Annotated in this window: 24 protein-coding genes and 3 pseudogenes; 11 read left to right on the top strand and 16 right to left on the bottom strand. The window is 73.2% G+C overall.

Annotated features, from left to right (window positions below; translation table 11 throughout):
- Positions 1-27 precede the first annotated feature (27 nt).
- Positions 28-1,665, top strand: a complete 1,638-nt coding sequence (locus ADK41_RS18805) for a cellulase family glycosylhydrolase (protein WP_030822710.1) — start codon at positions 28-30, stop codon at positions 1,663-1,665.
- Between the two features lie 70 nt (positions 1,666-1,735).
- Here ADK41_RS18805 and ADK41_RS18800 read toward each other — a convergent pair whose 3' ends face one another.
- Positions 1,736-2,368 (bottom strand): class F sortase, encoded by a 633-nt coding sequence (locus ADK41_RS18800; protein WP_030822707.1) that lies wholly within the window; start codon positions 2,366-2,368, stop codon positions 1,736-1,738.
- Positions 2,369-2,543: 175 nt separating this feature from the next.
- Positions 2,544-3,206, bottom strand: a complete 663-nt coding sequence (locus tag ADK41_RS18795; protein ID WP_030822704.1) for a hypothetical protein — start codon at positions 3,204-3,206, stop codon at positions 2,544-2,546.
- Between the two features lie 252 nt (positions 3,207-3,458).
- On the opposite strand from ADK41_RS18795, the pseudogene ADK41_RS18790 reads away from it, so the two are divergent.
- The 3 genes and pseudogenes from ADK41_RS18790 to ADK41_RS43265 all read left to right on the top strand — a co-directional run.
- Positions 3,459-3,989: pseudogene (locus ADK41_RS18790) on the top strand (hypothetical protein); the annotation flags it as partial.
- Positions 3,990-4,156: 167 nt separating this feature from the next.
- A complete protein-coding gene (locus tag ADK41_RS18780) occupies positions 4,157-5,035 on the top strand; it encodes an SDR family oxidoreductase (protein WP_234318638.1) in 879 nt (292 codons plus the stop codon).
- 38 nt (positions 5,036-5,073) lie between these two features.
- Positions 5,074-5,756, top strand: a pseudogene (locus ADK41_RS43265) (maleylpyruvate isomerase N-terminal domain-containing protein); the annotation flags it as partial.
- A gap of 25 nt (positions 5,757-5,781) precedes the next feature.
- Here the strand turns inward: ADK41_RS43265 and ADK41_RS18770 are convergent.
- On the bottom strand, positions 5,782-6,177 hold the full coding sequence (locus tag ADK41_RS18770; RefSeq protein ID WP_030822695.1) for a MarR family winged helix-turn-helix transcriptional regulator: 396 nt from the start codon (positions 6,175-6,177) through the stop codon (positions 5,782-5,784).
- A gap of 211 nt (positions 6,178-6,388) precedes the next feature.
- Here ADK41_RS18770 and ADK41_RS18765 point away from each other — a divergent pair, with 211 nt between their 5' ends.
- Positions 6,389-6,673 carry a DUF6332 family protein gene (locus ADK41_RS18765; RefSeq protein ID WP_030822692.1) on the top strand — a complete coding sequence of 95 codons (285 nt, stop codon included), beginning with the start codon at positions 6,389-6,391 and terminating at the stop codon, positions 6,671-6,673.
- Positions 6,674-6,778: 105 nt separating this feature from the next.
- On the opposite strand, the gene ADK41_RS18760 is transcribed toward ADK41_RS18765, so the two are convergent.
- Positions 6,779-7,513, bottom strand: a complete 735-nt coding sequence (locus tag ADK41_RS18760) for a TetR/AcrR family transcriptional regulator (protein WP_037803723.1) — start codon at positions 7,511-7,513, stop codon at positions 6,779-6,781.
- 186 nt (positions 7,514-7,699) lie between these two features.
- Between ADK41_RS18760 and ADK41_RS18755 the strand changes: the two genes are divergently transcribed.
- Entirely contained in the window at positions 7,700-8,155 is a 456-nt protein-coding gene (locus tag ADK41_RS18755; RefSeq protein ID WP_030822686.1) for a nitroreductase family deazaflavin-dependent oxidoreductase, read from the top strand.
- On the opposite strand, the gene ADK41_RS18750 is transcribed toward ADK41_RS18755, so the two are convergent.
- Positions 8,145-9,377, bottom strand: coding sequence for a geranylgeranyl reductase family protein (locus tag ADK41_RS18750; protein WP_030822683.1), 1,233 nt, complete (start codon positions 9,375-9,377; stop codon positions 8,145-8,147). The genes ADK41_RS18755 and ADK41_RS18750 overlap by 11 nt on opposite strands.
- Positions 9,378-9,572: 195 nt before the next feature.
- Here ADK41_RS18750 and ADK41_RS18745 point away from each other — a divergent pair, with 195 nt between their 5' ends.
- Both ADK41_RS18745 and ADK41_RS18740 read left to right on the top strand, forming a co-directional pair.
- On the top strand, positions 9,573-10,934 hold the full coding sequence (locus tag ADK41_RS18745; RefSeq protein WP_030822680.1) for a dipeptidase: 1,362 nt from the start codon (positions 9,573-9,575) through the stop codon (positions 10,932-10,934).
- Positions 10,935-11,013: 79 nt separating this feature from the next.
- Positions 11,014-11,778, top strand: a complete 765-nt coding sequence (locus tag ADK41_RS18740) for an MBL fold metallo-hydrolase (RefSeq protein ID WP_051843041.1) — start codon at positions 11,014-11,016, stop codon at positions 11,776-11,778.
- 9 nt (positions 11,779-11,787) lie between these two features.
- Here the strand turns inward: ADK41_RS18740 and ADK41_RS18735 are convergent, their stop codons facing one another.
- From ADK41_RS18735 to ADK41_RS18725, 3 genes are all read right to left on the bottom strand, one after another.
- Complete coding sequence (locus tag ADK41_RS18735) at positions 11,788-12,828, bottom strand: NUDIX hydrolase (RefSeq protein WP_030822674.1); 1,041 nt, start codon at positions 12,826-12,828, stop codon at positions 11,788-11,790.
- 153 nt (positions 12,829-12,981) lie between these two features.
- A complete protein-coding gene (locus tag ADK41_RS18730) occupies positions 12,982-13,173 on the bottom strand; it encodes a hypothetical protein (RefSeq protein WP_030822671.1) in 192 nt (63 codons plus the stop codon).
- 262 nt (positions 13,174-13,435) lie between these two features.
- Positions 13,436-14,389, bottom strand: coding sequence for an ROK family protein (locus ADK41_RS18725; protein WP_030822668.1), 954 nt, complete (start codon positions 14,387-14,389; stop codon positions 13,436-13,438).
- 197 nt (positions 14,390-14,586) lie between these two features.
- On the opposite strand from ADK41_RS18725, the gene ADK41_RS18720 reads away from it, so the two are divergent.
- A complete protein-coding gene (locus ADK41_RS18720; protein ID WP_199821823.1) occupies positions 14,587-15,681 on the top strand; it encodes a LacI family DNA-binding transcriptional regulator in 1,095 nt (364 codons plus the stop codon).
- Positions 15,682-16,034: 353 nt separating this feature from the next.
- Here the strand turns inward: ADK41_RS18720 and ADK41_RS18715 are convergent, their stop codons facing one another.
- Positions 16,035-17,339 (bottom strand): DUF6986 family protein, encoded by a 1,305-nt coding sequence (locus ADK41_RS18715; RefSeq protein ID WP_053635309.1) that lies wholly within the window; start codon positions 17,337-17,339, stop codon positions 16,035-16,037.
- A 146-nt stretch (positions 17,340-17,485) separates the two neighbouring features.
- Here ADK41_RS18715 and ADK41_RS18710 point away from each other — a divergent pair, with 146 nt between their 5' ends.
- Positions 17,486-18,388, top strand: a complete 903-nt coding sequence (locus tag ADK41_RS18710) for an endonuclease/exonuclease/phosphatase family protein (protein ID WP_030822659.1) — start codon at positions 17,486-17,488, stop codon at positions 18,386-18,388.
- 57 nt (positions 18,389-18,445) lie between these two features.
- Here the strand turns inward: ADK41_RS18710 and ADK41_RS18705 are convergent, their stop codons facing one another.
- The 4 genes from ADK41_RS18705 to ADK41_RS18690 form a co-directional block, all read right to left on the bottom strand.
- On the bottom strand, positions 18,446-19,408 hold the full coding sequence (locus tag ADK41_RS18705; protein ID WP_030822656.1) for an electron transfer flavoprotein subunit alpha/FixB family protein: 963 nt from the start codon (positions 19,406-19,408) through the stop codon (positions 18,446-18,448).
- Positions 19,409-19,469: 61 nt separating this feature from the next.
- On the bottom strand, positions 19,470-20,258 hold the full coding sequence (locus ADK41_RS18700) for an electron transfer flavoprotein subunit beta/FixA family protein (RefSeq protein ID WP_030822653.1): 789 nt from the start codon (positions 20,256-20,258) through the stop codon (positions 19,470-19,472).
- Between the two features lie 217 nt (positions 20,259-20,475).
- A complete protein-coding gene (locus ADK41_RS18695; protein WP_030822650.1) occupies positions 20,476-20,985 on the bottom strand; it encodes a flavin reductase family protein in 510 nt (169 codons plus the stop codon).
- A gap of 196 nt (positions 20,986-21,181) precedes the next feature.
- Positions 21,182-21,562, bottom strand: coding sequence for a TlpA family protein disulfide reductase (locus ADK41_RS18690; RefSeq protein WP_199822366.1), 381 nt, complete (start codon positions 21,560-21,562; stop codon positions 21,182-21,184).
- 234 nt (positions 21,563-21,796) lie between these two features.
- Between ADK41_RS18690 and ADK41_RS18685 the strand changes: the two genes are divergently transcribed.
- Positions 21,797-22,525: a lysophospholipid acyltransferase family protein gene (locus ADK41_RS18685; protein WP_030822644.1), complete on the top strand. Its 729-nt coding sequence runs from the start codon at positions 21,797-21,799 to the stop codon at positions 22,523-22,525.
- Positions 22,526-22,924: 399 nt separating this feature from the next.
- Here ADK41_RS18685 and ADK41_RS39470 read toward each other — a convergent pair.
- The 3 genes and pseudogenes from ADK41_RS39470 to ADK41_RS18670 form a co-directional block, all read right to left on the bottom strand.
- Positions 22,925-23,494: pseudogene (locus ADK41_RS39470) on the bottom strand (transglutaminase domain-containing protein); the annotation flags it as partial.
- 75 nt (positions 23,495-23,569) lie between these two features.
- The gene (locus ADK41_RS18675; RefSeq protein WP_030822638.1) at positions 23,570-24,640 is read right to left on the bottom strand and encodes a threonine aldolase family protein; all 1,071 of its coding nucleotides are present in this window, start codon (positions 24,638-24,640) and stop codon (positions 23,570-23,572) included.
- Entirely contained in the window at positions 24,637-25,383 is a 747-nt protein-coding gene (locus tag ADK41_RS18670) for an SDR family NAD(P)-dependent oxidoreductase (protein ID WP_030822635.1), read from the bottom strand. Before ADK41_RS18670 ends, ADK41_RS18675 begins: the two co-directional genes overlap by 4 nt.
- Positions 25,384-25,391 lie beyond the last annotated feature (8 nt).

Below are 25,391 nucleotides of genomic sequence, written 5' to 3'. Positions count from 1 at the left end.
GCCAACCGCACCCCCACTGGAGCCGCCATGAGACCCCGTACGCCCGCCTCCCCACGAACCGCCGGCCTGCTCGCCGTCCTCCTGGGACTCCTCCTCCCGTTCCTCGCCCTCACCACTCCGGCGCACGCGGCGCCCCCCGGTTTCCGGGTGGAGAACGGCCGGCTCCTCGAGGCGTCCGGGAACGACTTCGTGATGCGCGGTGTCAACCACGCGCACACCTGGTACGCCGACCGGCTCGGCTCGCTGGCGCACATCAAGGCCAAGGGCGCCAACACCGTGCGCGTCGTCCTCTCCAGCGGCGACCGCTGGACCCGCAACGACACCGCCGACGTGGCCGGCGTCGTCGCGCAGTGCAAGCAGAACCGGCTGATCTGCGTCCTGGAGGTGCACGACACCACCGGCTACGGCGAGCAGAGCGGAGCGGTCACCCTCTCCCGCGCCGCCGACTACTGGATCAGCGTCCAGAGCGCCCTGGCCGGCCAGGAGGACCACGTCATCGTCAACATCGGCAACGAGCCGTACGGCAACACCGGTTACACGGCCTGGACGGCCGACACCAAGGCCGCGATCCAGAAGCTGCGCAACGCCGGATTCGACCACACGATCATGGTCGACGCCCCCAACTGGGGCCAGGACTGGGCGTTCACCATGCGCGACAACGCCGCCTCGGTCTTCGCCGCCGACCCGGACGCCAACACCGTGTTCTCCATCCACATGTACGGCGTCTTCGACACCGCCGCCGAGATCAGCGACTACCTGGGCCGCTTCGTGTCGGCGAAACTCCCCATCGTGGTCGGTGAGTTCGGGCACAACCACTCCGACGGCGACCCCGACGAGGACACCATCCTGGCCGTCACCCGGCAGCTCGGCCTCGGCTACCTCGGCTGGTCCTGGAGCGGCAACGGCGGCGGCGTCGAGTACCTCGACATGGTCACGAACTTCGACCCGAACCAGCTGACCGGCTGGGGTGAGCGCATCTTCAACGGCGCCGACGGGATCGCCGCCACGTCCGAGGAGGCCGCGGTCTACGGGTCCGGCTCCGGCGGCGACACCACGCCCCCGACCGCTCCCGGCGCTCCGAGCGCCTCGGCGGTGACCTCCTCGTCCGTGACCCTCGCCTGGGGCGCCGCCACCGACGCGAACGGGGTCACCGGCTACGACGTCGTGCGGATCGCCGGCGGTGCGGAGAGCACCGTCGTCACGACGGCCGGCACCACCGCCACCGTCACCGGACTCACCCCGGCCACGTCCCACACCTTCGCCGTCTACGCCCGGGACGCCGCCGGCAACCGCTCGCAGCGCTCCGCCACGGTGACCGTCACCACGTCCTCCGGCGGCACGACGCGCGCCTGCGAGATCGGCTACCGGGTGACGGGCGAGTGGCCCGGCGGGTTCCAGGGCGAGGTCACCGTCCGCAACACGGGCGGCTCGGCGGTGAACGGCTGGACGCTGCGCTGGACCTTCCCCGCCGACCAGCGCATCACCCACATGTGGGGCGGTACGCCGACGCAGAGCGGTTCCGCAGTCAGCGTCGTCTCCGCCTCGTACACCGCGTCGATCCCCGCCTCGGGCTCCGTCAGCCTCGGCTTCACGGCCTCACGGACCGGCGCGAACCCCGGCCCCACGGCGTTCAGCCTCAACGGCGCGGACTGCTCCGTGGCCTGACGGACCGCTGCCCGGAAGGCGCTCTCCCCCCTTCCGGGCAGTCCGCCGTCCCGGCCGGTTCGGAGCCGGTTCAGACGAGATGGGCGAAGACCACCAGGTTCTCGGTGTAGTCCTTGGCGGCGCGGTCGTAGTCCCCGGCGCAGGTGATGAGCCGCACCTGGGCGTCGGGGGTGTCGGCGTACACCCGCTCGTCGGGGAAGTCGTCCTTCTCGAAGGACTCCGTCTCGTCCACCACGAACGTCGCCTTGCTGCCGTCCGCGCGCAGCACCCGGAAACGGTCGCCCTTCTCCAGTTCGCCGAGCCGCGCGAACACGGCCGGGGACGTCGTCGTGTCCACATGCCCGGCGATGATCGCCGTACCGCGTTCGCCCGGGGAGACTCCCTTGGCGTACCAGCCGACCAGGTTGGTGTCGTGGGGCGGAGGTGGCTCCAGCCGCCCCTTGCCGCCGATGGCGAGGTCGGTGAAGGGGGCGTCGACGTCGATGGCGGGGATGAGCAGCCGGGTCGGCTCGGACCGCGGCAGAGGCCCGGCCGCCGGCTCGCGGGTGGCGGACCCGCCGGCGGCCGAGGCGCTCGCGGACGGCGCGGCGGAGACCGCGGAGGCCGCGCGCGGCCCGTGGGCGTCGTCGGGAGGGCCCTCCCCGCCGCCCATCAGCGTCGTGGCCAGCAGCAGGCCGGCACCGCTCCAGAAGACCGCCGTCATGACGGCGCGCAGCCTCCGCCGGGTCGGCGACGTCTGATCTGTTTCGAGGGGGGAAGGGGGACTGGCCTGCATGGGGAGGACCACCTCATTCGGACACGGCACACGGACGAGCGAGCGGGGCCGTCATGACGCGCGAGGCGCGTACGACGGCCCCGTTTATGGCGCCGGGCATGGCTCAGGCCACGCTCCCGGCGGCCTTCCTACGACGCAGCGCGTAGGCGCCGGTGCCGAGGACCGCCAGTGCGGCCAGGCCGCCCGCGGTGACACCGGACTCGGCGAGCCCACCGCCGCCGGTGTGCATCCCGCCGCGCGGCTTCTCCTTGTTCCACTCCTTCTCCTGCTTGTCCTGCTTGCCGCCGTAGGACTCCTCGCCGTGCGAGTCGTCCTTCTCCTTGTACGTCTCGGGGTCGTACTTCGGGTCCTTGGCGGCGCCCCAGTCCTCCTCGCTCACGGCGGCCAGGGCCCCACCGCCGGTGTTCATGCCGCCGTGCGGCTTGTCGTACTCCTTGGCCCCCTTGTCGTACTCCTTGCCGTCCTTCTCGTAGTCCTTGGCCTCCTTGTCCTGCTCCTTGCTCTCCTCGCCGTACTCCTTGTCCTCCTGGCCCTGCTCCTTGCTCTCCTCGCCGTACTCCTTGTCCTCCTGGCCCTGCTCCTTGCTCTCCTTGTCGTACTCCTTGTCCTCCTGGCCCTGCTCCTTGCTCTCCTTCTCGTGCTCCTTGCTGTAGGAAGACTTGTCGTGCCCCTCGTCGCCCGAGTGGTCGGCGTAGGCTGCGGGCGCGGCGATGGCGAGGGCCGCCGTGGCCGTCGCGGTGGCGAGCACCATGCGGGCAGAACGCATCTTGGGAGTCCTTCCACGGGAGGCCGGGCAGCTGACTCCTCGTCAGCACAGGTGTCCCGGGCTCCGGCATGATCCACGCTCGGCCATGGCGCCCGGTCCCACCATCCAGGAGGTTCACACGGGTTAACGCCTCCACCCCTCCGGCGGCACACCGGCCGCGCCCACCCCCGTCCGGCCTCCCTCGCCCCGGGTCGCACACCCCCCTGACCTGACTTTATGTCGCTAATAAACAAAGCCCGTTCGCACAGTGTGGTGCCGGGTGCCGACCTCGTCCGACTCCGTCTCGCCCTGACCGCCTTCTTCGCCCTCGACGGCTTCGTCTTCGCCGGCTGGGTGGTACGCATCCCCGCCGTCAAGGAACAGACCGGCGCCTCCGCGAGCGCCCTCGGCCTGGCCCTGCTCGGCGTCTCCGCCGGGGCCGTGATCACCATGACGGTCGGACGGCTCTTCGGAACGACGCTGCTGGAGCGGCTGGGCCGGACCCGCACCGTCCTCGCCGGCGGTTCCACCGCGGCGGCCGGCATGCTGCTCGGCGCGCCCGCGCCGTCCCTGTGGGCGGCCCTGCTCGGCTACGCGGTCACCGGCCTCGGGCTCGCGAACCCGTTCCCCGTGGCCGTCGAGCGGGCGGGCGCGCTCGCCACCGCCTCCGCCCTGGGCTAGGGCGGCATGCTCCTCGGCCCGCCCGCGATCGGCTTCATGGCGGACTGGTTCAGTCTTCCGGCCGCGCTGACCGGCGTGGCGGTGCCGGCGGCGGTGGCCACCGTCGTCGGCTTCGCGACCCGCCACGTGCACACGGACCGACTCCGTGCGGTCCCCCGGCCGTCCGGGTGGCGGTGGGAGGTGCCGGATCAGGTGCGCGGTGCCGGGGTACCCGGGTGATCGGCGCCCGCCGGTCTTCCGTCGGCGGGCGCCGATCACCCGACCGCCCCTCCACGGACATGGGAGAGACCGTGACCGAGCAGCAGAATCCCGTCGAGCAGCACCCGACCCCCGACTTCCCGTCCCAGGACCAGCCGCATCCCGGCTGGACCGGTCCCATGGACCCGCCGCCGGACCACGGGGAGGACTCCTACCGGGGCAGCGGCCGGCTGACGGACCGCGTGGCCGTGATCACGGGCGGGGACTCGGGGATCGGCCGGGCGGTCGCGCTGGCGTTCGCCCGCGAGGGCGCCGACGTGGTCTTCACGTATCTGGACAGCGAGAAGGACGACGCCGCCGAGACCGTGCGGTGGGTGGAGGAGGCCGGCCGGCGGGCCGTGCCCGTCGTGTGCGACGTGCGGGAGGAGGAGAACTGCCGGGCGCTGATCGACCGCGCGGTGTCGGAGTTCGGCCGGATCGACGTCCTGGTGAACAACGCGGCGTACCAGATGTCGCAGCCCGACGGCATCGAGGCGATCTCCACCGAGCAGTTCGACCGCGTGCTGCGGACCAACCTGTACGGCATGTTCTGGCTGTGCAAGCTGGCCGTGCCGCACATGCGGGAGGGCGGAAGCATCATCAACTCGGCCTCCGTGCAGGCCTACAAGCCCAGCCCGCACCTGCTGGACTACGCGACCACGAAGGGCGCCATCGTCACGTTCACCCAGGGGCTGGCGCAGATGCTGATCGAGCGGGGCATCCGGGTCAACGCCGTGGCGCCGGGGCCGGTGTGGACGCCGTTGATCCCGGCGACCCTGCCGGACACCACGGAGTTCGGCAAGCAGGCGCCCATCGGGCGTCCGGCCCAGCCGGCCGAGATGGCCCCGGCGTACGTCTTCCTCGCCTCGCAGGAGGCGTCGTACATCACCGCGGAGATCGTCAACGCGACGGGCGGGACCCCGCTTCCGTAGGGCCCCGGCAGGCGTGTCCGTACGGTGGTCCCCTGCCCATGGCCACCGCCTGGTTCCCGGACGTACGGGAGGAGGAGGGCCGGTTGCCGGCCGACGCCGCGGAGCGGGCCGGCGCGGCCTGCCCGGGGTGGCGTACGCGGGACCTGGTGCGGCACACCGGCGTGGTGCACCGGTGTGCCGCGGCCTTCGTCGCGGACGGGCACACCGCGCCGCGTCCGAGGGGCGAACGCCCCGGGCCGGTGGCCCGTTACCGCGACGGTCACCGCCGCCCGGTGGACACCCCGGTCGGCGCGGCGCCCGACGTGGAGTGCTTCACCTTTCCGCCCGGACCGCCCTCGCGTTCCGGGCCCGCCGGCAGGCGTACGAGACGACCGTCCACCGGTTCGACGCCGAGTCGGCACGCGGCGGCACGCCGTCGCCGATCACCGCGGATCTCGCCGTGGACGGCGTCGACGGGTTGCCGCGCGGGTTCCACGCCCGGCCCGGGAGCCGGGTGCCCACCCGGGCGCCCCGGGTCCCGCGGGTGCGCGCGACCGACGCGGACGCGGCGTGGACCGTACGGCTGTCCCGGGAGCCGCCGGAGACCACCGGGGACGCGACCGTGGACGCGGAGTGCGAACTCGCCGGACCCGCCGCGCGGTTGTGTCCCGCGCTGTGGAAGCGGGCGCCGGTGTCGGGTGATCCGGGGCTCGCCGCGCTGCGGCGGGAGACGTCCGCCGTGCTCCGAGGGTCCCTCGCCGGCCCGGTCAGCCGGCGTCCGAGAGCATCCGCGCCAGCACCGCGCGCTGGACGGGCAGTACCTCGCCGTGCAGCGCACGGCCCTTCGGCGTGAGCGACACCCGCACTCCCCGCCGGTCCTCCGGGCACGTCCCGCGCTCGGCGAGGCCCTCCTTCTCCAGCCGGGCGACCAGCCGGGACAGCGCGCTCTGGCTCAGGTGGACGTGCTCGGAGATCTCCTGGACGCGGTAGGAGCAGCCGCCCGGTCCGGAACCCTGCGCGAGGATGTCGAGGACCTCGAAGTCGCTGGCGCACAAACCGTGTCGGTGCAGGGCGCGGTCGATCTCGCACTGGGTGCGCGCATGCAGCGCGAGTACACCCCGCCACCGTTCCACGAGCGCCTGTTCGGCCTGCTTCGCCGCCATGGGCGCACCGTAGCAGGCATGCGCACGCACGTCTCCCGGGTATGACCCCTCCCCCGCCGCCTCCGTCCCCGACGGACACCGGGCCCGGGGCGCGCCCCGCCGACGCCCGCGCACAGGGGGGCCGTCCCCCGTGCGCACCGGCCGGTTTCCTTGCCCGCCGGGCGCACGCCTGTTTCACTCCTTGAGTGACCGGACGCGGGGGGGGGCGGAAGTGACGAGGTACGGGGGACGGCGGAGTCAGGCCGCGCGGGACGCCATCACCGTCGAGATCGGATACGCCCTGTGCAGCGCGGCGTTCGCGGCGGCGGTCGTCCTCGGGGCCGTGACGGGGCCGGCGCTGCTCTTCGAACTGCCGGGCGCCTTCGAGACGGTGCTGCGCCACACCGGACCGTTGCTCGCGACGCTGCTGTTCGCCGTCCGCACGGTGTCCGTGCTGATCCGGTTCCGGCGGGCGGACCAACCCGGCCTGCCGGGCCGCACCGACCACGGCTCGTAGGCCGGCGCCACCAGTCGGGCCCGGTCACGGGCGCCCGGTGCGACGCCGGCCCGGCGTGGTGATCGCGCGTACTCCTGACGCAGTGCGTCCGTCCGGCCCCGCCTCCTACGACGGCTCGGCGGCGCGCCCGCCCGCGGGACCCTGCTGCGGGTACACCAGGCCCACGGTGTGCGCGAGCCGCCCCACCGCGTGGCGGAAGAACGCGTCGCGGTCCTCCACCACCCGGTTGAACTGGCCGAACACCTCGAACCCGATCAGCCCGAACAGCTGGGCCCAGGCGGCCACCATCCTCGCCACCACCCCGGGCGGCAGGTCGGGGGCGAGGTCGGCGGCCATGCGCACGGCCTCGGGCCTCAGCTCGGCCGACAGCGGGGGCTCGGCGAGACCGAGGCCCCGGTGCGCGTCGCGGAGGATGCCGATGACGACGAGGGCGGAGCGGGCGGCGGCCGGGACGGTCGTGTCGGGCGCGGTGTAGCCGGGCACCGGCGTGCCGTAGATCAGCGCGTACTCGTGCGGGTGCCCGAGCGCCCAGCCGCGCACGCCCTCGCACACGGCGGTCCAGCGCCCCACCGGTCCGACGTCGGCGGCCGCGTCCCGAGCCGCTTCGGCCGCCGCGCCGAGGGATTCGTAGGCGTCGATGATGAGCGCGGTCAGCAGGTCGTCACGGCTGGGGAAGTAGCGGTAGAGCGCGGAGGAGGCCATGCCGAGCTCGCGGGCGACGGCCCGCAGCGAGAGCTTGACGGCGCCCTCCTTCGCGAGCTGCCTGCGGGCCTCTTCCTTGATGGCCGCGGTGACTTCGATCCTGGCCCGGGCGCGGACCCCGTGTGCGGAGCTGGTCATGCCGTCCAGTGTTCCATGAACTCAGAGCAGTGCACACAAACAAGAGCGGCGCACACAAACGAGAGCATTGCTCTTGCTTTGCCGTCCAGCGTCCTACAGACTGAAGGCGCACCACGAGAGCAGTGCTCACAAAAGAGAGCAGCGCTCTCGCCATCACTCCGAACCACTCCGACCCGGGGGTCACCGATGTCGTTGTCAACGCCGTACTACCTCAAGGGCAGCCCTCTGGCCATTCGGCTCAACCGCGTCATCGGCTGGCTGGCCCGGCACGGTCTCAGCCTCGCCGGAACCGCGGAGATGTCCGTCCGCGGCCGCAAGAGCGGGCGGATGCAGCGCATCCCGGTCAACCCACACACCCACGACGGCGAGCAGTACCTGGTCTCGGCACGCGGCCACTCCCAGTGGGTGCGCAACATGCGCGCCGCCGGCGGCGGGGAACTGCAGGTGGGACGCAAGGTCCGCGGCTTCACCGCGGTGGAGCTTCCCGACGAGGAGAAGCTCCCGATCCTGCGGGCCTACCTGGAGAAGTGGGGCTGGGAGGTGAACCAGTACTTCCAGGGGGTCACCGCCCGGTCCTCCGACGCGGAGATCGTCGCGGCCGCCCACGACCACCCGGTCTTCCGGATCACCGTCAGGAGCTGACCTCGTCGCCCGCGGGACGCCGGTCCAGCGCCACCAGCGCGCGGTGCGCCAACGGGTGGGTGCGGACCAGCTCGCCGAGCGTCGTCGAACCCTGCGTGATGTCCTTGAACGCCTTCCAGGCCGGGCGGAAGCCGGTGAGGACCGCGTGGAACACCCCCGGGCGCCGTTCGAACGCGGCCAGCATCCGCTTGCCGACGCTCATCTCCACGCCGAGTCCCGCCTTGACGGCGAAGGCGTAGTTCAGCGCCTGCCGGCGCGCGTCCACGGCGTCATGCGCCTCGGCGATCCGCACCGCCCACTCCCCCGCCAGCCGGCCCGAGCGCAGCGCGAAGGAGATGCCCTCGCGGGTCCACGGCTCCAGCAGCCCGGCCGCGTCCCCGCACACCAGCACCCGCCCGCGCGACAGCGGCGAGTCGTCGGCGCGGCAACGCGTCAAGTGGCCGGAGGAGACGCTCGGTTCGAAGCCGGCGAGGCCGAGCCGCCCGATGAAGTCCTCCAGGTAGCGCTTGGTCGCGGCGCCTTCACCGCGCCGCGAGATCACACCGACGGTGAGCGTGTCGCCCTTGGGGAAGACCCAGCCGTAACTGCCGGGCATCGGGCCCCAGTCGATGAGCACCCGCCCCTTCCAGTCCTCGGCGACCGTCTCCGGCACCGGGATCTCCGCCTCCAGGCCCAGGTCGACCTGGTCCAGCTTGACGCCGACGTGGGCCCCTATGCGGCCGGCGCTGCCGTCCGCGCCGACCACGGCCCGGGCGAGCACCGTCTCGCCGCCCTGCAGGACGACGGCGACCGTGCGCCGGTCGGGTACGGCCGAGCCGTGCTGCTCCACCCGCTGCACGGCGACGTCGGTGCGCAGCTCGGCGCCCGCCTTCTGCGCGTGCTCCACGAGCTGCTGGTCGAACTCGGGCCGGTTGATCAGCCCGAACAGCATCTGCCGGGAACGGCGGGTGCGGCTGAAGCGGCCGTTGTTCGAGAACGTCACCGCGTGCACCCGGTCCTTGAACGGAAGTTCGAAGCCGGGCGGAAGCGAGTCGCGGGAGGGACCGATGATGCCGCCGCCGCACGTTTTGTAGCGCGGCAGCTCCGCCTTCTCCAGCAACAGCACGCGCCGCCCCGCGACCGCCGCCGCGTAGGCGGCCGATGCCCCCGCGGGTCCCGCGCCCACCACGACGACGTCCCACACCTGCCGTACGTCGTCCGCCGAAGAGTTCTCGCTGCTCACGATGGTCTACTGCTCCCGATCCAGCCGCCTGCCGCTCCTGTCCTCCCGCATCCTACGGCGGCGTTCACCTCGGGCCACTGTGGGAGGATCGGCGGCGCAAGTGCCCCGTACACGGGTCCTCACGCACACCGCACGATCATCTCGTACAAAGAAGTTCGCAGAAGCTTCAACGTCGCACCCACAAGGAGCGTGCCCATGTCGTCGAATCCGGTCGCCGCGACCGTCGCCTCGCTGATGCCCAGGGCGAAGGAGGAGCTCACCGAACTGGTGGCCTTCAAGTCGGTGGCGGACTTCGGCCAGTTCCCGCGCGAGGAGAGCGAGGGCGCCGCGCGCTGGATCGCGGACGCGCTCACCGCCGAGGGCTTCGAGGACGTGGCGCTGCTCGACACCCCGGACGGCACGCAGTCGGTGTACGGCTGCCTGCCGGGCCCGGAGGGCGCCAGGACCGTGCTGCTGTACGCGCACTACGACGTGCAGCCGCCGCTGGACGAGTCCGGCTGGACCACTCCGCCCTTCGAGCTGACCGAGCGCGACGGCCGCTGGTACGGGCGCGGGGCCGCCGACTGCAAGGGCGGCGTGATCATGCACCTGCTGGCGCTGCGGGCGCTGAAGGCGAACGGCGGCGTCCCCGTGCACGTCAAGGTGATCGTCGAGGGCTCGGAGGAGCAGGGCACCGGCGGTCTGGAACGGTACGCCGAGGAACACCCCGGTCTGCTGACGGCCGACGCCATCGTGATCGGCGACGCGGGCAACTTCCGCGCCGGCCTGCCGACGGTCACCTCCACCCTGCGCGGCATGACGCTCATCCGGGTGCGGATCGACACCCTGGAGGGCAACCTGCACTCCGGCCAGTTCGGCGGGGCCGCACCGGACGCGCTGGCCGCGCTGGTGCGCGTGCTGGACTCGCTGCGCGCCGAGGACGGCGGCACCACCGTCGACGGGCTGACCGGCGACGAGGAGTGGGACGGACTGCAGTACGACGACGAGCGGTTCCGCGAGGACGCCAAGGTGCTGGACGGGGTGGAGCTGATCGGTTCCGGCACGGTCGCCGACCGCATCTGGGCGCGCCCGGCGGTGACCGTGCTCGGCATCGACTGCCCGCCGGTGGTCGGGGCCACGCCGTCGGTGCAGTCGAGCGCCCGCGCGCTGATCAGCCTGCGGGTGCCGCCGGGCGTCGACGCGGTCGAGGCGACCGGGCTGCTCCGGGCGCACCTGGAGGCGCACACGCCGTGGGGTGCGCGGGTGAGCACCGAGCAGATCGGTCAGGGGCAGGCGTTCCGCGCGGACACCACCAGCCCGGCCTACCGGGCCATGGCCGACGCGATGGCGGTGGCGTACCCGGGCCAGGAGATGCAGTACGCGGGTCAGGGCGGCTCCATCCCGCTGTGCAACACCCTCGCCGCCCTCTACCCGAAGGCGGAGATCCTGCTCATCGGCCTGAGCGAGCCGGAGGCGCGGATCCACGCGGTGAACGAGAGCGTGTCCCCCGACGAACTCGAGCGGCTGTCGGTCGCGGAGGCCCTGTTCCTGCGCGCCTACGCGGCCGGCGCGAACTGACGCCGAAGGGAGCGGTCCGCCGCTCTGCCGACGGCAGAGTCCCCGTCCGCGGGCGGGGGCTTCGCCCTACGGTCGTCCCATGGACGTCGTGAAACTCCACCCCCGCCTCCATCTCCTGCGCTTCCCCGTCGGTCAGGCGTACCTCTGGCGCGACGGCGCGGCAGGGCACGGGGAGGAGCTGACGCTGATCGACGCGGGGCCCGCGGGTTCCGGGGCGGCGATCGCCGAGGCCGTGACCGCGCTCGGCCGGCACCCGCGGGACGTACGCCGCGTCGTGCTCACCCACTTCCACGAGGACCACGCCGGCGGAGCGGCCGAGGTGGCGGCGCTCACCGGTGCCGAGGTCCTGACCCACCGGCTGGACGCACCGCACGTGCGCGGTGAGGTTCCGGGCCCGCCCCCGGTGCTCGAGGAGTGGGAGCGGCCCCTGCACGAGCGGGCGGCGCGGCTCCTCCCCCCGGGAGACTTCACGCGCCCGGCCGGGGTCGTGGAGTTGTCGGACGGCGACGTTCTCGACGTGGGCGGCGGGGCGCACGTCGTGCACGTGCCGGGACACACGCTCGGCAGTGTCGCGCTGCATCTGCCCCGGTACGACGTGCTGTTCACCGGCGACACGGTGGCCGCCTCGCCCGTGGACGGCGCCGTGATGCCGGGTGTGTTCCACCTCGACGGGCGGCAGGTCCTCACCGCCTGTCACCGGCCGGCCGCTCTCGACGCGGAGGTGGCCTGCTTCGGCCACGGCGAACCGGTGACCGAAGGCGCGGCCCGGGCGCTGCGTGCGGCGGTGGACCGGGCGGACAGGGACGTGGCGGCGGCAGGCGGAGCGGACCGGGTCCCGGACTGACCGACGGCCTCAGCCGACCGGCACCCCGGCCTCCAGGTACATCGCCTTCCCGCGTTCCCGTGCCCGCAGGGCCCGCCGCAGCCGTTCGTAGCGGACCGGGGGCAGCAGATCGGCGGCCTCGGCCTCGGAGGCGAAGCGCCAGCCGCGCAGTTCCGGTCCGGGCAGCAGGAGGCGTCCGGCGTCCGCGGAGTCGAGACGGCCGCCGTCGAAGAGCAGCCGCAGGCCGCCGAACCCGGGCGGCACGGGTGGCTCCCAGTCGACGACGAGGAGCGCCGGCACGTCGTCGAGGCGGATCCCGGTCTCCTCGGCGACCTCGCGCATGCCCGCGCGCGCGGGCGCCTCGCCGCGTTCCACGACCCCGCCAGGGAACTCCCAGCCGGGCTTGTAGGTCGGGTCGACGAGCAGGACCCGGTCCCGCTCGTCGAAGAGCAGGACGCCGGCGGCGACCGTCTCCGCGGTGGGTTCGGGCGTCTGCACGATGTCGCAGGCCGCCGCCTCCCCACTGCCGACCGCCTCGGCTATCCGCAGGGCGGTCTCGTGGGGGCTGAGGGCTGTGCTGTCGACCGGGTAGGCGTCGGCGGTGAGCCAGGCGGCGAGGGCCGCCTTGTACGGCTCGATGTGGTCGTACGACCATTGCCGGACGCGCAGCTCGCCGTCGGGGAGGTCCGCCGGGACCTCGCGGCGGGCTATGCGCTCACGCAGGATCGTTTCCGCCGGGGCGAGGAGGACATGCCGGACCGGTATCCGGCGGGCGGCGAGCCCGCCGAAGATCTCGTCGCGGTACTCCTGGCGCAACAGGGTCATGGGGACCACGAGGGTCCCGCCGAGCTCGGCGAGCATCGCGGCCGCCGTGTCGATCACGAGTCGTCGCCAGATCGGGAGATCCTGGAAGTCGCCGACCTCGGCGAGGCGTTTGGGCGGAAGCAGCCGGTCCAGTGCTCCGCCGATGACCTCGGGATCGAAGAGCGTGCTGTTCGGGATCAGCTCGATCAGTTCGTGCGCGGTGGTGGTCTTTCCCGCACCGAACGCGCCGTTGACCCAGACGATCACGTTTCCCCCTCTTCTGTTGGCCCCCTGTGGCTTGCCCGCTCCACCCTGCCACGGAAACCAGATCCGGTTGAGAACGCGCGAGAACCACGGGTACGGCGCCGGCGCCCCCGTCGTCCGGGGGCGCCGGCGCCGTACGTCGTGCCGTGGGACTCCTCAGGCCTTGTCGCCCCGGTCGACGTCCAGGTCGAGGGTGTTGTCCTCGGCGACCGTCCGGTCGAGGGCGCCGAGGGCGTCGTCGACGCCGAGCGGGGCGACACCGTCGGCGACCGCGTGCGACGGGGTGACGGCCGCGACGACGAAGCCGGTGGCGAGGGAGGCGATGGCCAGCATGCTGCGCTTCTTCATACCCTCCACAACGGCCGGAACGGCCCCGGGGTCACGCACGTGTTCCCCGGAGCGCCCCGGTGGCCGGCGCGGCGTCGCGCACGACGGGCCGCACCGCGGAGCCCGGGCGCCGGCGACCGGCCGGGAGCGACCGGCGGCGGACACCGGCGACCGGACGTCACGACGTCCGCGCCCGGACCGGAGGGCTTCCGCACCCTTCGCGCCGCCCACGACCCCGGCGACCGGACCAGCGGCCCCGGACGCCCGGGCCCGGACCCGGCCCTCAGACCCCTGCCACCGCCGTGTCCGTCCTGCCCGCCAGCGCCGCGGCCGCCGCGCCCACCAGGCCCGCGTCCGTGCCCATCCGGGCCGGGGCCACGGCGAGGCGCCGGACGAAGGACAGGGTGGCGTACTCGGTGAGGGCCTTGCGGAGGGGGGCGAAGAGGACCTCGCCCGCCTTGCCCACGCCCCCGCCGATCACCGCGATGTCGATCTCGACGAGTGTCGCGGTGGCCGCGATCCCGGCGGCCAGCGCCCTGGCCGCCCGCTCGAAGGACGCCACGGCCACCGGATCCCCGGCCCGGGCGGCGGAGGCCACCGCGGCGGCGGAGGCGTCGCCGTTCGGACCGGGACGCCAGCCGTCGTCCAGGGCCCGGCGGGCGATGTTCGGGCCGCTCGCGATGCGCTCCACACAGCCGCGCGAACCGCATGGGCACAGGTCGCCGTCGAGGTCCACGCTGATGTGACCGATGTGGCCGGCGTTGCCGGTGGGGCCGGGATGCAGCCGGCCGCCGAGCACCAGGCCGCCGCCGACCCCGGTCGAGACGACCATGCACAGCGCGTTGTCGTGGCCGCGGGCGGCGCCCTGCCAGTGTTCGGCGGCCGTGATCGCCACCCCGTCGCCGATCAACTCCACGGGCAGGCCCCCGGCCGCGTCCCGGACCCGGGAGACGAGCGGATAGCCGCGCCAGCCGGGCACGTTGACCGGGCTCACCGTGCCGGCGGAGGCGTCCACGGGGCCGGCGCTGCCGATGCCCACCGCGCCGGCGCGCTGCCACAGCGGGGAGGCGGCGAGTTCACCGAGCACCGCCTCGACCGCCCGCATCACGGTCTCACCGTTCTCCTGCGCGGGCGTCGGACGTTGGGCGCGGACCAGGATCCGGCCCTGGCGGTCCACCAGCGCGCCGGCGATCTTGGTGCCGCCTATGTCGAGCGCGGCCACGAGGTCGGTGTGCATCAGTGTCGTTTCTCCCCGTTGAAACATCAGAAAACCGCCGAGAACGACCATGTGCGACCACGAGGCAACACATGGGGCGCGAGCAACGGCCCGATCGTGCGGCGAGGTGCGGACCGGAGTGCGCGTGGGACAGTGTCCCCCGAGCCTGACAACGTTGTCCAGGCTCTATGCTCGACGCCACATCCTCTTACGACCCCATGGCCCCACGCATCCCCGTGGCCGACAGGACAGGACACCGCACCGTGCCGGAGACGACCCGCCGCACCGACCGCATCCCAGGGACCCGTTACGGCAACCGCCCGACGATGAAGGACGTGGCCGCGCGCGCCGGGGTCGGACTCAAGACGGTCTCCCGCGTGGTCAACGGCGAGCCCGGGGTCACGCCGGAGACGGAGCGCCGCGTCCAGGAGGCGATCGAGGCGCTCGGCTTCCGCCGCAACGACAGCGCCCGCGTGCTGCGCAAGGGCCGCACCGCCAGCATCGGTCTGGTCCTGGAGGATCTCGCGGACCCGTTCTACGGGCCGCTGAGCCGGGCGGTCGAGGAGGTGGCCCGCGCGCACGGCGCCCTGCTGATCAACGGCTCCAGCGCGGAGGACGCCGACCGCGAGCAGGAGCTGGTGCTGGCGCTGTGCGCGCGCCGGGTGGACGGGCTGGTGGTGATCCCGGCCGGGGACGACCACCGCTACCTGGCGCCGGAGATCAAGGCGGGCGTCGCCACCGTCTTCGTAGACCGTCCGGCCGGGCACATCGACGTGGACGTCGTCGTCTCGGACAACTTCGGCGGCGCCCGCGACGGCGTGCGCCATCTGATCGCGCACGGTCACCGCCGGATCGGCTTCATCGGCGACATGCCCCGCATCCACACCGCGGCCGAGCGGCTGCGCGGCTACCGGACCGCCATGGAGGACGCGGGGATAACGGTGGCGGACTCCTGGATGTCGCTGGGCGTCACCGACCCGGAGCGGGTGCGCCGGGCGGCCGAGGAGATGCTCTCCGGCCCGGATCCGGTCACCGCGATCTTCACGGGCAACAACCGGGTGACGGTGACCGTGATCCGGGTGCTGGCCGGGCACGCCCGCCGGGTCGCCCTGGTCGGCTTCGACGACATCGAGCTCGCCGATCTGCTCCAGCCGGGCGTCACGGTCGTCGCCCAGGACGCGGCGGCCCTCGGCCGGACCGCGGCGGAGCGGCTGTTCCGCCAGCTGGACGGCACCCTGCTCGCCCCGGAGCGGATCGAGCTCCCCACCCGGCTGATCACCCGCGGCTCCGGCGAGCTGCCCCCGGCGGACTAGCGACGGGCGGCGCCGGTGGTGGAGGACCGCGCCCCCGCGGGCGCCGGGGCTGGAGAAGGCGCCGCGCGAGCACCCGCTGCCGTGTCCGGGCGCGTGGCCGCGGGGTTCGGGGTTGCTGGACGGGGAGCGGCTGCTGCCGGACCGCCTGGTGCACGAGGACCGCGCGCCCGTGCTCGCGGTCGGTTCCCACACGCGTCGGCGGCGCCGCCTCCGGGGCGGGGGCACGGACGACGGTCAGGGCCGTCACGGCGCGCAGCGCGAGCACGGTCGGCCGTCCCGTCACCCCCTCCTCGAACCGAACCGCGAGGGAAATCCATCGGAAATCGACAGGCGGGGCAAGGGGATGCCCCGGGCTACCGCGCAAAGGCCGTGCGGTCGCCCCGCCGGGGCGAGGCGAGGCCCTCCAGGCCGGCGCGGGACAGGGAGGTCAGGCGCGCCACCTCGGCGCCGTCCAGGGCGCCGCAGTCCAGGCCGCGCAGCAGGTGTCCGGCGAGGGCCCTGGCGGTGGCGGGCTCGTCCATGACGTCGCCGCCGGCCCGGTCGACGTACCGGGCGAGACGGTCGGCGGCCCGCGCGAAGCCCTCGCGGTAGAAGGCGAAGACGGCCGCGTAGCGGGTGGGGAGGTGGCCGGGGTGCATGTCCCAGCCCTGGTAGTAGGCGCGGGCGAGGGCGCGGCGGGTGAGGCGGTAGTGCAGCCGCCAGGCGGCGTGGACCTGCTCCGTGGGGCCGACGGGCAGGACGTTGGTGGCGCCGTCCGAGACGCGTACGCCGGTGCCCGCGGCGGCGACCTGCATGACGGCCTTGGCGTGGTCGGCGGCCGGATGGTCGCTCGCCTGGTACGGGGCGGAGACGCCGAGGCAGGCGCTGTAGTCGAAGGTGCCGTAGTGCAGCCCGGTGACGCGGCCCCCGGCGGCCTGGATCATACGGGCGACGGTGGCGGTGCCGTCGGCGGCGAGGATGGACTGGCTGGTCTCGATCTGGATCTCGAAGCCGATCCGGCCGGGTGCGAGACCACGTGCCTCCTCGAAGGCGCCGAGGAGCCGGGCCATGGCGGCGACCTGCTCGGGATACGTGACCTTGGGCAGGGTCAGGACCAGTCCGTCCGGCAGGCCTCCGGCCTCCAGCAGACCGGTGAGGAAGATGTCGAGGGTGCGGATGCCCCGGTCGCGGACGGCGGCCTCCATGCACTTCACGCGGATGCCCGTGCAGGGGGCCGCGGTGCCGTCGTCGTACGTCTCGGCGACGATCCGTGCCGCGCGGGCCGCGGCCTCGTCCTCCTCGGCGTCGGGACGGCTGCCGTAGCCGTCCTCGAAGTCGACGCGCAGGTCCTCGACCGGCTCGCGTTCCAGTTTGGCGCGGACGCGGTCGTACACGTCCTCGGCCAGGTCGCCGTCGAGCCCGAGGACGGCGGCGAGGGAGGCGGCGTCCGGGGCGTGTGCGTCGAGCGCGGCGAGGGCCCGGTCGCCCCAGGTGCGGAGGGTGCCGGCGGCGAAGGCGTCGCCGGGGACGTAGACGGTGTGGACGGGCTGGCGGGTGCCGGGGTCCCCGGGGTAGCGGCGCTCCAGTTCGGCGTCGACCGGCGTGAGGGAGGCGCCGATCTCCTCACCGACGGCGTCCGCGAGACTGGTCGCCACCCGCTCCCGCCGCTCCTGGCCCATCCTGCACCCTCCGCACTTCCGCCATACGGAATCAACAATCCGTTGAATGAAGCTATCGGGCCTCCTTCTCGCCGGTCAACGCCCTCCCGCGCCCCGGCCCGCTCCCGTATCTCGGCATGTTCACGTCTCTCTGGCACCGTGTGACCGTGCCGACTCGCAGCCGTGTCACACGCCGTCCGGGACCGAAGGGCGCGCTCGCCGCCTCGGTCGCCCTTCCCCTGTCCAGTACAGCACCGCCCCCGGAGCCGGCCCCGGCGGACGGACGCCCGGGGCGTCCGCTGGAGGTCATGTCGTTCAACCTGCGCTTCGCGAGCACGGCCGAGCCGAACAGCTGGGCCGCCCGCAGGCCCGTGATGCGGCGACTGCTGCGCCGCGAGCGCCCGCACCTCCTCGGCACCCAGGAGGCCCTGTACGGGCGACTGCGCGACGTCGAGGCCGGCCTGGGGCCGTCGTACGACTGGATCGGCACCGGGCGGGCGGGCGGCAGCCGGGACGAGTCCATGGCGGTCTTCCACGACACCCGGCGGCTCGACCCGCTGGAGTACGACCACTTCTGGCTGTCCGACACCCCGGACGTGATCGCCTCGAACACCTGGGGCAACGCCCACCTCCGCATGGCCACCTGGGTCCGCTTCCGCGATCTGCGCGCCGGTGGCCGGGAGTTCTGCGTCCTCGACACCCACCTGGACAACGCGAGCCGGTACGCGTGGGAGCGGGCCGCCGCCCTCGTCGCCGAACGCGTCGGCGCGCTGTCGCGCTTACACCCGGTGATCGTGACGGGGGACTTCGACGTCGCGGCCCACGGCGACCCCGTGTACGACACGATGCTGGGCGCCGGGCTCGTCGACACCTGGGACGCGGCGGCCGAGCGCGGGGACGCGTACGGGACGTTCCACGGGTACCGGCCCCCGGTGCCGGGCGGTGCGCGCATCGACTGGATCCTGGCCACGCCCGGCGTCACGGTGCGCCGGGCGTCGGTCGACGCCTTCGCGGTGGACGGCCGGTTCCCCAGCGGCCATCCGCCGGTCCGGGCCGCCCCGACCCCGTGACACGCCGAGGCCCCCGCGACCGGCGCCGGTCGCGGGGGCCTGGGACGGCTCGGGTGATCAGCCCTTGCGGCTCTTGATCTCCTCGGTGAGCTGGGGCACGACGTCGAACAGGTCGCCGACGACGCCGTAGTCGACCAGGTCGAAGATCGGGGCCTCGGCGTCCTTGTTGACGGCCACGATGGTCTTCGAGGTCTGCATGCCGGCCCGGTGCTGGATCGCGCCGGAGATGCCGGAGGCGATGTACAGCTGCGGCGAGACCGACTTGCCGGTCTGGCCGACCTGGTTGGTGTGCGGGTACCAGCCGGCGTCGACGGCGGCGCGCGAGGCGCCGACGGCGGCGCCGAGCGAGTCGGCGAGCGCCTCGATGAGTCCGAAGTTCTCCGCGCCGTTGACACCGCGGCCGCCGGAGACCACGATCGCGGCCTCGGTCAGCTCCGGACGTCCCGTCGACTCGCGCGGCGTACGGCCGGTGACCTTGGTGCCGGTCGCCTGGGCGGAGAACGTCACCGACAGGGCCTCGACGGCGCCTGCGGCCGGGGCGGCCTCCACGGCGGCCGAGTTCGGCTTGACCGTGATGACCGGGGTGCCCTTGGAGACGCGGGACTTGGTGGTGTAGGAGGCGGCGAACACCGACTGCGTGGCCACCGGGCCCTCGTCGCCGGCCTCCAGGTCGACGGCGTCGGTGATGACGCCCGATCCCAGACGCAGCGCCAGGCGGGCGGCGATCTCCTTGCCCTCGGCGGAGGAGGGGACCAGCACGGCGGCCGGGGAGACGGCCTCGTGGGCGGCCTGCAGAGCGTCCACCTTCGGCACGACCAGGTAGTCGGCGTACTCGGCGGCCTCGTGGGTGAGGACCTTCACCGCGCCGTGCTCGGCGAGCGCGGCGACGGTGTCCGCGGCGCCGCCTCCCAGCGCGACGGCGACCGGCTCGCCGATGCGGCGGGCCAGGGTCAGCAGCTCCAGGGTGGGCTTGCGGACGGCACCGTCCACGTGGTCGACGTAGACGAGAACTTCAGCCATGGGACTTCTTCTCTCCTGCTTGCGAAGGGTGAGGGGCGGGAAGCGAGTGGAGCCTCGTGGCTCAGACGAACTTCTGGCTCGCGAGGAACTCGGCGAGCTGCTTGCCGCCCTCGCCCTCGTCCTTGACGATCGTGCCGGCGGTGCGGGCCGGGCGCTCGGTCGCGGAGTCGACGACCGTGTAGGCGTTCTCGAGACCGACCTCGTCCTCGTCGATGTCGAGGTCGGACAGGTCCCAGGACTGAACCGGCTTCTTCTTCGCCGCCATGATGCCCTTGAAGGACGGGTACCGCGCCTCGCCCGACTGGTCGGTGACCGACACGACCGCGGGGAGGGAGGCCTCGAGCTGCTCGGAGGCGGCGTCGCCGTCGCGGCGGCCCTTGACCGTGCCGTCCTCGACGGACACCTCGGACAGCAGGGTCACCTGCGGCACGCCCAGACGCTCCGCGAGCAGCGCCGGCACGACGCCCATGGTGCCGTCGGTGGAGGCCATGCCGGAGACGACCAGGTCGTAGCCGGCCTTCTCGATCGCCTTGGCGAGGACCAGGGAGGTGCCGATGGCGTCGGTGCCGTGCAGGTCGTCGTCCTCGACGTGGATCGCCTTGTCCGCGCCCATGGACAGCGCCTTGCGCAGGGCGTCCTTGGCGTCCTCGGGGCCCACCGTCAGTACGGTGATCTCCACGTCGTCGTCGGAGTTCTCCGAGATCTGCAGCGCCTGCTCGACCGCGTACTCGTCCAGTTCGGAGAGCAGGCCGTCCACGTCGTCCCGGTCGACGGTCAGGTCATCGGCGAAGTGCCGGTCGCCAGTGGCGTCGGGCACGTACTTCACGGTGACAACGATCCTCAAGCTCACGCCGGCTCTCCTACTGCATCGTCATTTCTGGCTGCCTGCCTGCAGGCAGCATAGGCGCCTGAAGCGGGCGATCCCGGTCGGGGCGGCCCGCGCTCCGAACGAAATATTACTCGTCAGTACACCCAGTTCCTTCCCGCTAAGCAAGCGCTTTGAACTGTGACCTTCGCAACGCAGCGTAACCGGAACTCGACGGGCCCGCGACCAGGGGAACCCCGTCTCAGCCGCGCAGGCCGTTGAAGCGCCCCTGGTGGTAGAGGAGCGGACGGCCGTGACCCGTGGGGTCGCCGAGCAGGACCTCGGCGATCACGATCCGGTGGTCGCCGGCGGGCACCCGGGCCACCACCCTGCACACCATCCAGGCCGGCACGTCGTCCAGCACGGGGACCCCCTCCGGGCCCTTCCGCCAGGCGGTGGCCGGGCCGAAGCGGTCGGCGCCGCTGCGCGCGAACGTCTCCGCGAGCTCCTGCTGGTGCTCCCCGAGAAGGTGCACGCCGACGTGCTCGCCCGTCTCGATCACGGGCCAGCTGGAGCTTTTGCTGCCGACGCCGAAGGACAGCATCGGAGGCTCGGCGGAGACGGAGGCGAGGGAGGTGGCGGTGAAGCCGACCGGACCGGACCGACCGCACGCGGTGATCACGGCGACGCCCGCCGCATGCCTGCGGAAGACGGAGCGCAACAGCTCGGGCGAGGCGGGCCGGGCGGTGCCCAGGTCGGACGTGGCCGTCATGAAACTGTCCTTCTGCGGGAGGTGACGAACGGGTTCGCGGCTGCTCACCGACCCGGTCGGCGCACGCGCGCGGCGCGGGCGGCGGCAGCCGGGCGGCCGGGTACCCGCCGGAGGTGAAGGAGTCCCGAAGGCATGGGGCCAGGCTGACGACGGGTGGCATGCACAGTCAAGTCGGTCCCGTGATGCGGAAAACGCCTCACCGCGGCCCGGCCTCCCCCCGCACGGCCTCCCCGAGCGCGGCGATCACATCGGCCTTGCGCGGCTGCCCGGCCGCGCGCCGCACGACCCGGCCGGCGGCGTCGAGGACCAGCACCGTCGGCGTCCTCACGACCTCCAGACGGCGCACGAGGTCCAGACGGGCCTCGGCGTCGATCTCCACGTGGGTCACGCCCGGTACCAGTGCGGCCACCTCGGCGAGCACCCGCCGGGTCGCCCGGCAGGGCGCGCAGAAGGCGCTGGAGAACTGCACCAGGGTGGCGCGCTCCCCCAGGTCCGCTCCCAGCCCGGCCCACGGCTGCGGCACGTCGAGCCGTCCTCCGTCGTCCCCGTCCCGCACTCGCGCACTCCTCTCGTGCATCGTCCGTCAACGGTCTCCAGCGCCGCCGGGAGGGCGGGCATTCCCGGCCGGGGCGCAAAGCCCGAGGTGGCCCAAGTGGTGGACGTGATGAGAATCTCGCCGCCGACGGGCACCGGGACTGGTTCACCGGCCGTTCTTCGGGCACCATCTGCGACAAGCCGTAAAACCTACGGCTCCGTAACTTCGACTGGGAGCTTCCTTCCCAGGCAGAGAAGGAAGGGTTCCGACCCGCCCATGGCAGAACTCGTCTACCGGCCCGTCGTCGGTTTCGCACGCACCCTGTTCAAGGTGTGGGACCTCAAGATCGACTGTCAGGGGTCGGAGAACATACCGCGCTCGGGCGGCGCCGTGCTGGTGAGCAATCACATCAGCTATCTGGACTTCGTCTTCAACGGCCTGGCGGCACTCCCCCAGAAACGACTCGTCCGCTTCATGGCGAAGGAGTCGGTCTTCCGGCACCGGATCTCCGGTCCGCTGATGCGCGGCATGAAGCACATCCCGGTGGACCGGGAGCAGGGCGAGGCTGCGTACGAGCACGCGCTGCGGTCGCTGCGGTCGGGGGAGATCGTGGGCGTCTTCCCGGAGGCGACGATCTCGCAGTCGTTCACGCTGAAGAGCTTCAAGTCGGGTGCCGCGCGTCTGGCGCAGGAGGCCGGCGTGCCGCTGATCCCGATGGCGGTGTGGGGCACGCAGCGACTGTGGACCAAGGGCCACCCGCGCAACTTCGGACGCAGCCACACCCCGGTCACCCTGCGCGTGGGCGAGGCGATCGAGGCGTCCAAGGACAAGTACGCGGGCGTGATCACCCGTCAGCTGCGCGAGCGGGTGCAGGAGCTGCTGGAGGCGGCGCAGCGCGCCTATCCGGTGCGCCCCAAGGGCCCGGACGACACCTGGTGGATGCCGGCCCACCTCGGCGGTACGGCCCCGACCCCGGAGCAGGTCCGCGAGGCCGAGGCCCGCTGACCCCACCGCGCCGGGGTGGCGGCAGCCGGGTCCTTCGCGAGGGCGCGGGTCGAGGCCGGCACCTCCTGGCAGGGCGGGCCGCCGCCGGAGTCCGCCAGGGCCGGCGGGGCCGCCGGCGCGGTGGCGGGCAGCACCGGTGCCACGGCCGAGCCGAGCAGCCAGTGCCGCCTCGACAGGGCGAGGCGCCCCGGTCGCGCGTCCGCGTCCGCCCTGTCCCCCGTCACGCACGAGGGACGGACCAACGGCCGCCCCGGGCCGCCTCCGCGCCGGGACCGGACTTCTCCAGCGGTCCGCCGGCCGGGCCGTGGGCCTCGACGACGGCATGGGTGAAGCCCGGCGCGAGGGCACGCACCTCGGCGGACACGGTCCTGCGTGGAGGTCCTGGGCCGCTTCGGGTCGGAGGGCGGTGGGGAGGGTCCGCCACAGGTACGGCCGGCCGGGGGCGGCTTCGAGGGCATTCAGCACGACCGGATGCGGTGCGGCGTAGAGGACCGGGCAGTCCGCCTCACCGGATGCCGCATCGGGGACGAAGGCCGGCCGCTCGCCGTCCGGGGAGAACCGCGCGTCGACCCCCGGCTTGTTGCCCCGCGGGTCCTGGCGGTGCCAGGCGCCGTCGAAACGGACGGCGACCAGGCCGTGCACGATGCCGAGGTTCCGGTAGCAGAGGGCGGTCGGGATGTCCCCGGCCCGCAGCAGCGCGGCCAGCGCATGGGCCTTGGCGTAGCAGATGCCGGTGCCCTGCTCCAGGACGTCGGAGGCGCGCCAGGTGACCCGGAGATCACCAGGGTCCTGGGAGTGCGGGATGGCGTCGCGCACGAACTCGAAGGCCGCCCGCGCATAGTCGTACGAGTCGGCCGCCCCGGCGGCGAGGCGCGCCGCCGTCTCGCGGACCAGCGGATGATGAGGGGCGATCGCCTCGCCGGCAGCGAGACAGGCGGAGAGGCCCGGGGTTTCCTGGATCAGCTGCATGCCGCCGGAGCATAGGAACGCGGTCGACCGAAAGCCAATGAATTTCCAGTCGACCGCATACCTATGCATGTCCTGCTAGCGGGCCATCTCCTCCTTGAGCGCCGCCACGAACGTGTCCACGTCGTCCTCGGTGGTGTCGAAGGCGCACATCCAGCGGACGTCGCCGGCCGCCTCGTCCCAGAAGTAGAAGCGGAACCGCTTCTGCAGGCGCTCGCTCACGTCGTGCGGCAGTCGCGCGAAGACCGCGTTGGCCTGCACCGGGTAGAGGATCTCCACGCCGTGCACGGCGCGCACGCCCTCGGCCAGGCGCTGGGCCATCTCGTTGGCGTGCCGGGCGTTGCGCAGCCACAGGTCGCGGGCGAGCAGGGCCTCCAGCTGCACCGAGACGAAGCGCATCTTGGACGCGAGCTGCATGGACAGCTTGCGCAGGTGCTTCAGGTGCCGGATGCCGTCCGGGTTCAGCACCACGACCGCCTCGCCGAACAGGGCGCCGTTCTTGGTGCCGCCCAGCGAGAGCAGGTCCACGCCGGCCGCGTCGGTGAAGGTGCGCATCGGCACGTTCAGCGTGGCGGCGGCGTTGGCCAGCCGGGAGCCGTCGACGTGCACCTTCATGCCGTGCGCGTGGGCGTGCTCGCAGATGGCGCGGATCTCGTCCGGGGTGTACACCGTGCCCAGCTCGGTGGCCTGGGTTATGGAGACCACCTGGGGCATCGCCCGGTGCTCGTCGTCCCAGCCGTACGCCTGCCGGTCGATCAGCTCGGGGGTGAGCTTGCCGTCCGGGGTGGGCACGGTCAGCAGCTTGATGCCGCCGACCCGCTCCGGGGCGCCGCCCTCGTCCACGTTGATGTGGGCGCTCTCCGCGCAGATCACCGCACCCCAGCGGTCGGTGACCGCCTGGAGCGCGACGACGTTGGCGCCGGTGCCGTTGAAGACCGGGAACGCCTCGGCGGTGGGCCCGAAGTGGCTGCGGACCACCTGCTGGAGGTTCTCGGTGTACGCGTCCTCGCCGTACGCGACCTGGTGTCCCCCGTTGGCCACGGCCAGGGCGGCGAGCACCTCCGGGTGGACCCCGGCGTAGTTGTCGCTGGCGAAACCGCGGACGTCCGGGTCGTGATGACGACGCGCGTCGGTCCTCGGTGGGTTCACGGCTTCTCGGTCAGCCACAGACGGTTTCCGTTCACTTCCGCGGCGGGCTTGTCCCAGACTCCGACGATGGCCTCGGCCAGGTCCTTGACGTCCGTGAAACCCGCGAACTTCGCGTTGGGGCGGTCGGCGCGCATCGCGTCGTGCACCAGCGCCTTCACCACCAGGATGGCAGCCGCCGACGTCGGCCCGTGCTCGCCCCCGGCCTTGCGGAAGTAGTCGGCCATGGCGAGCGTCCACGCCTCGGCGGCGGCCTTGCCGGCCGCGTACGCGGCGTTGCCCGCGGTGGGCTTGGTGGCGCCGGCCGCGCTGATCAGGACGTACCGGCCGCGGTCGCTGCGCTGGAGCGCCTCGTGGAAGGCGAGCGAGGTGTGCTGCACGGTGCGCACCAGCAGCAGCTCCAGGAAGTCCCAGTCGTCCAGGCTGGTCTTGGTGAAGGTCTCGCTGCCGCGCCAGCCGCCGACGAGGTGGACCAGTCCGTCGACCCGGCCGAACTCCTTCTCGACCCGGGTGGCCCAGTCGCGGGTGGAGTCCAGGTCCAGCAGGTCGACCGTGTCTCCGGTGACGGTGGCGCCGCCGTGCGCGTAGCGCGCCGCGTCCACGGCCTCCGCCAGCCGCTCCGGGTCGTTGTCCGAGCCGACGACGGTCGCTCCCGCCTCGGCCAGCCTGAGCAGTGCCGCCCGGCCCGCGGGTCCCCCCGCGCCGGCCACCGCGATCACCGCGCCCTCGAGCGCCCCGTTCCCCATGGTTCCCG

It is taken from the genome of Streptomyces caelestis (genome assembly GCF_001279005.1).
GTDB lineage: Bacteria > Actinomycetota > Actinomycetes > Streptomycetales > Streptomycetaceae > Streptomyces > Streptomyces heliomycini.
Note: the sequence above shows the minus strand (reverse complement) of the source record. Positions and strands in the feature narration are given on the sequence as shown.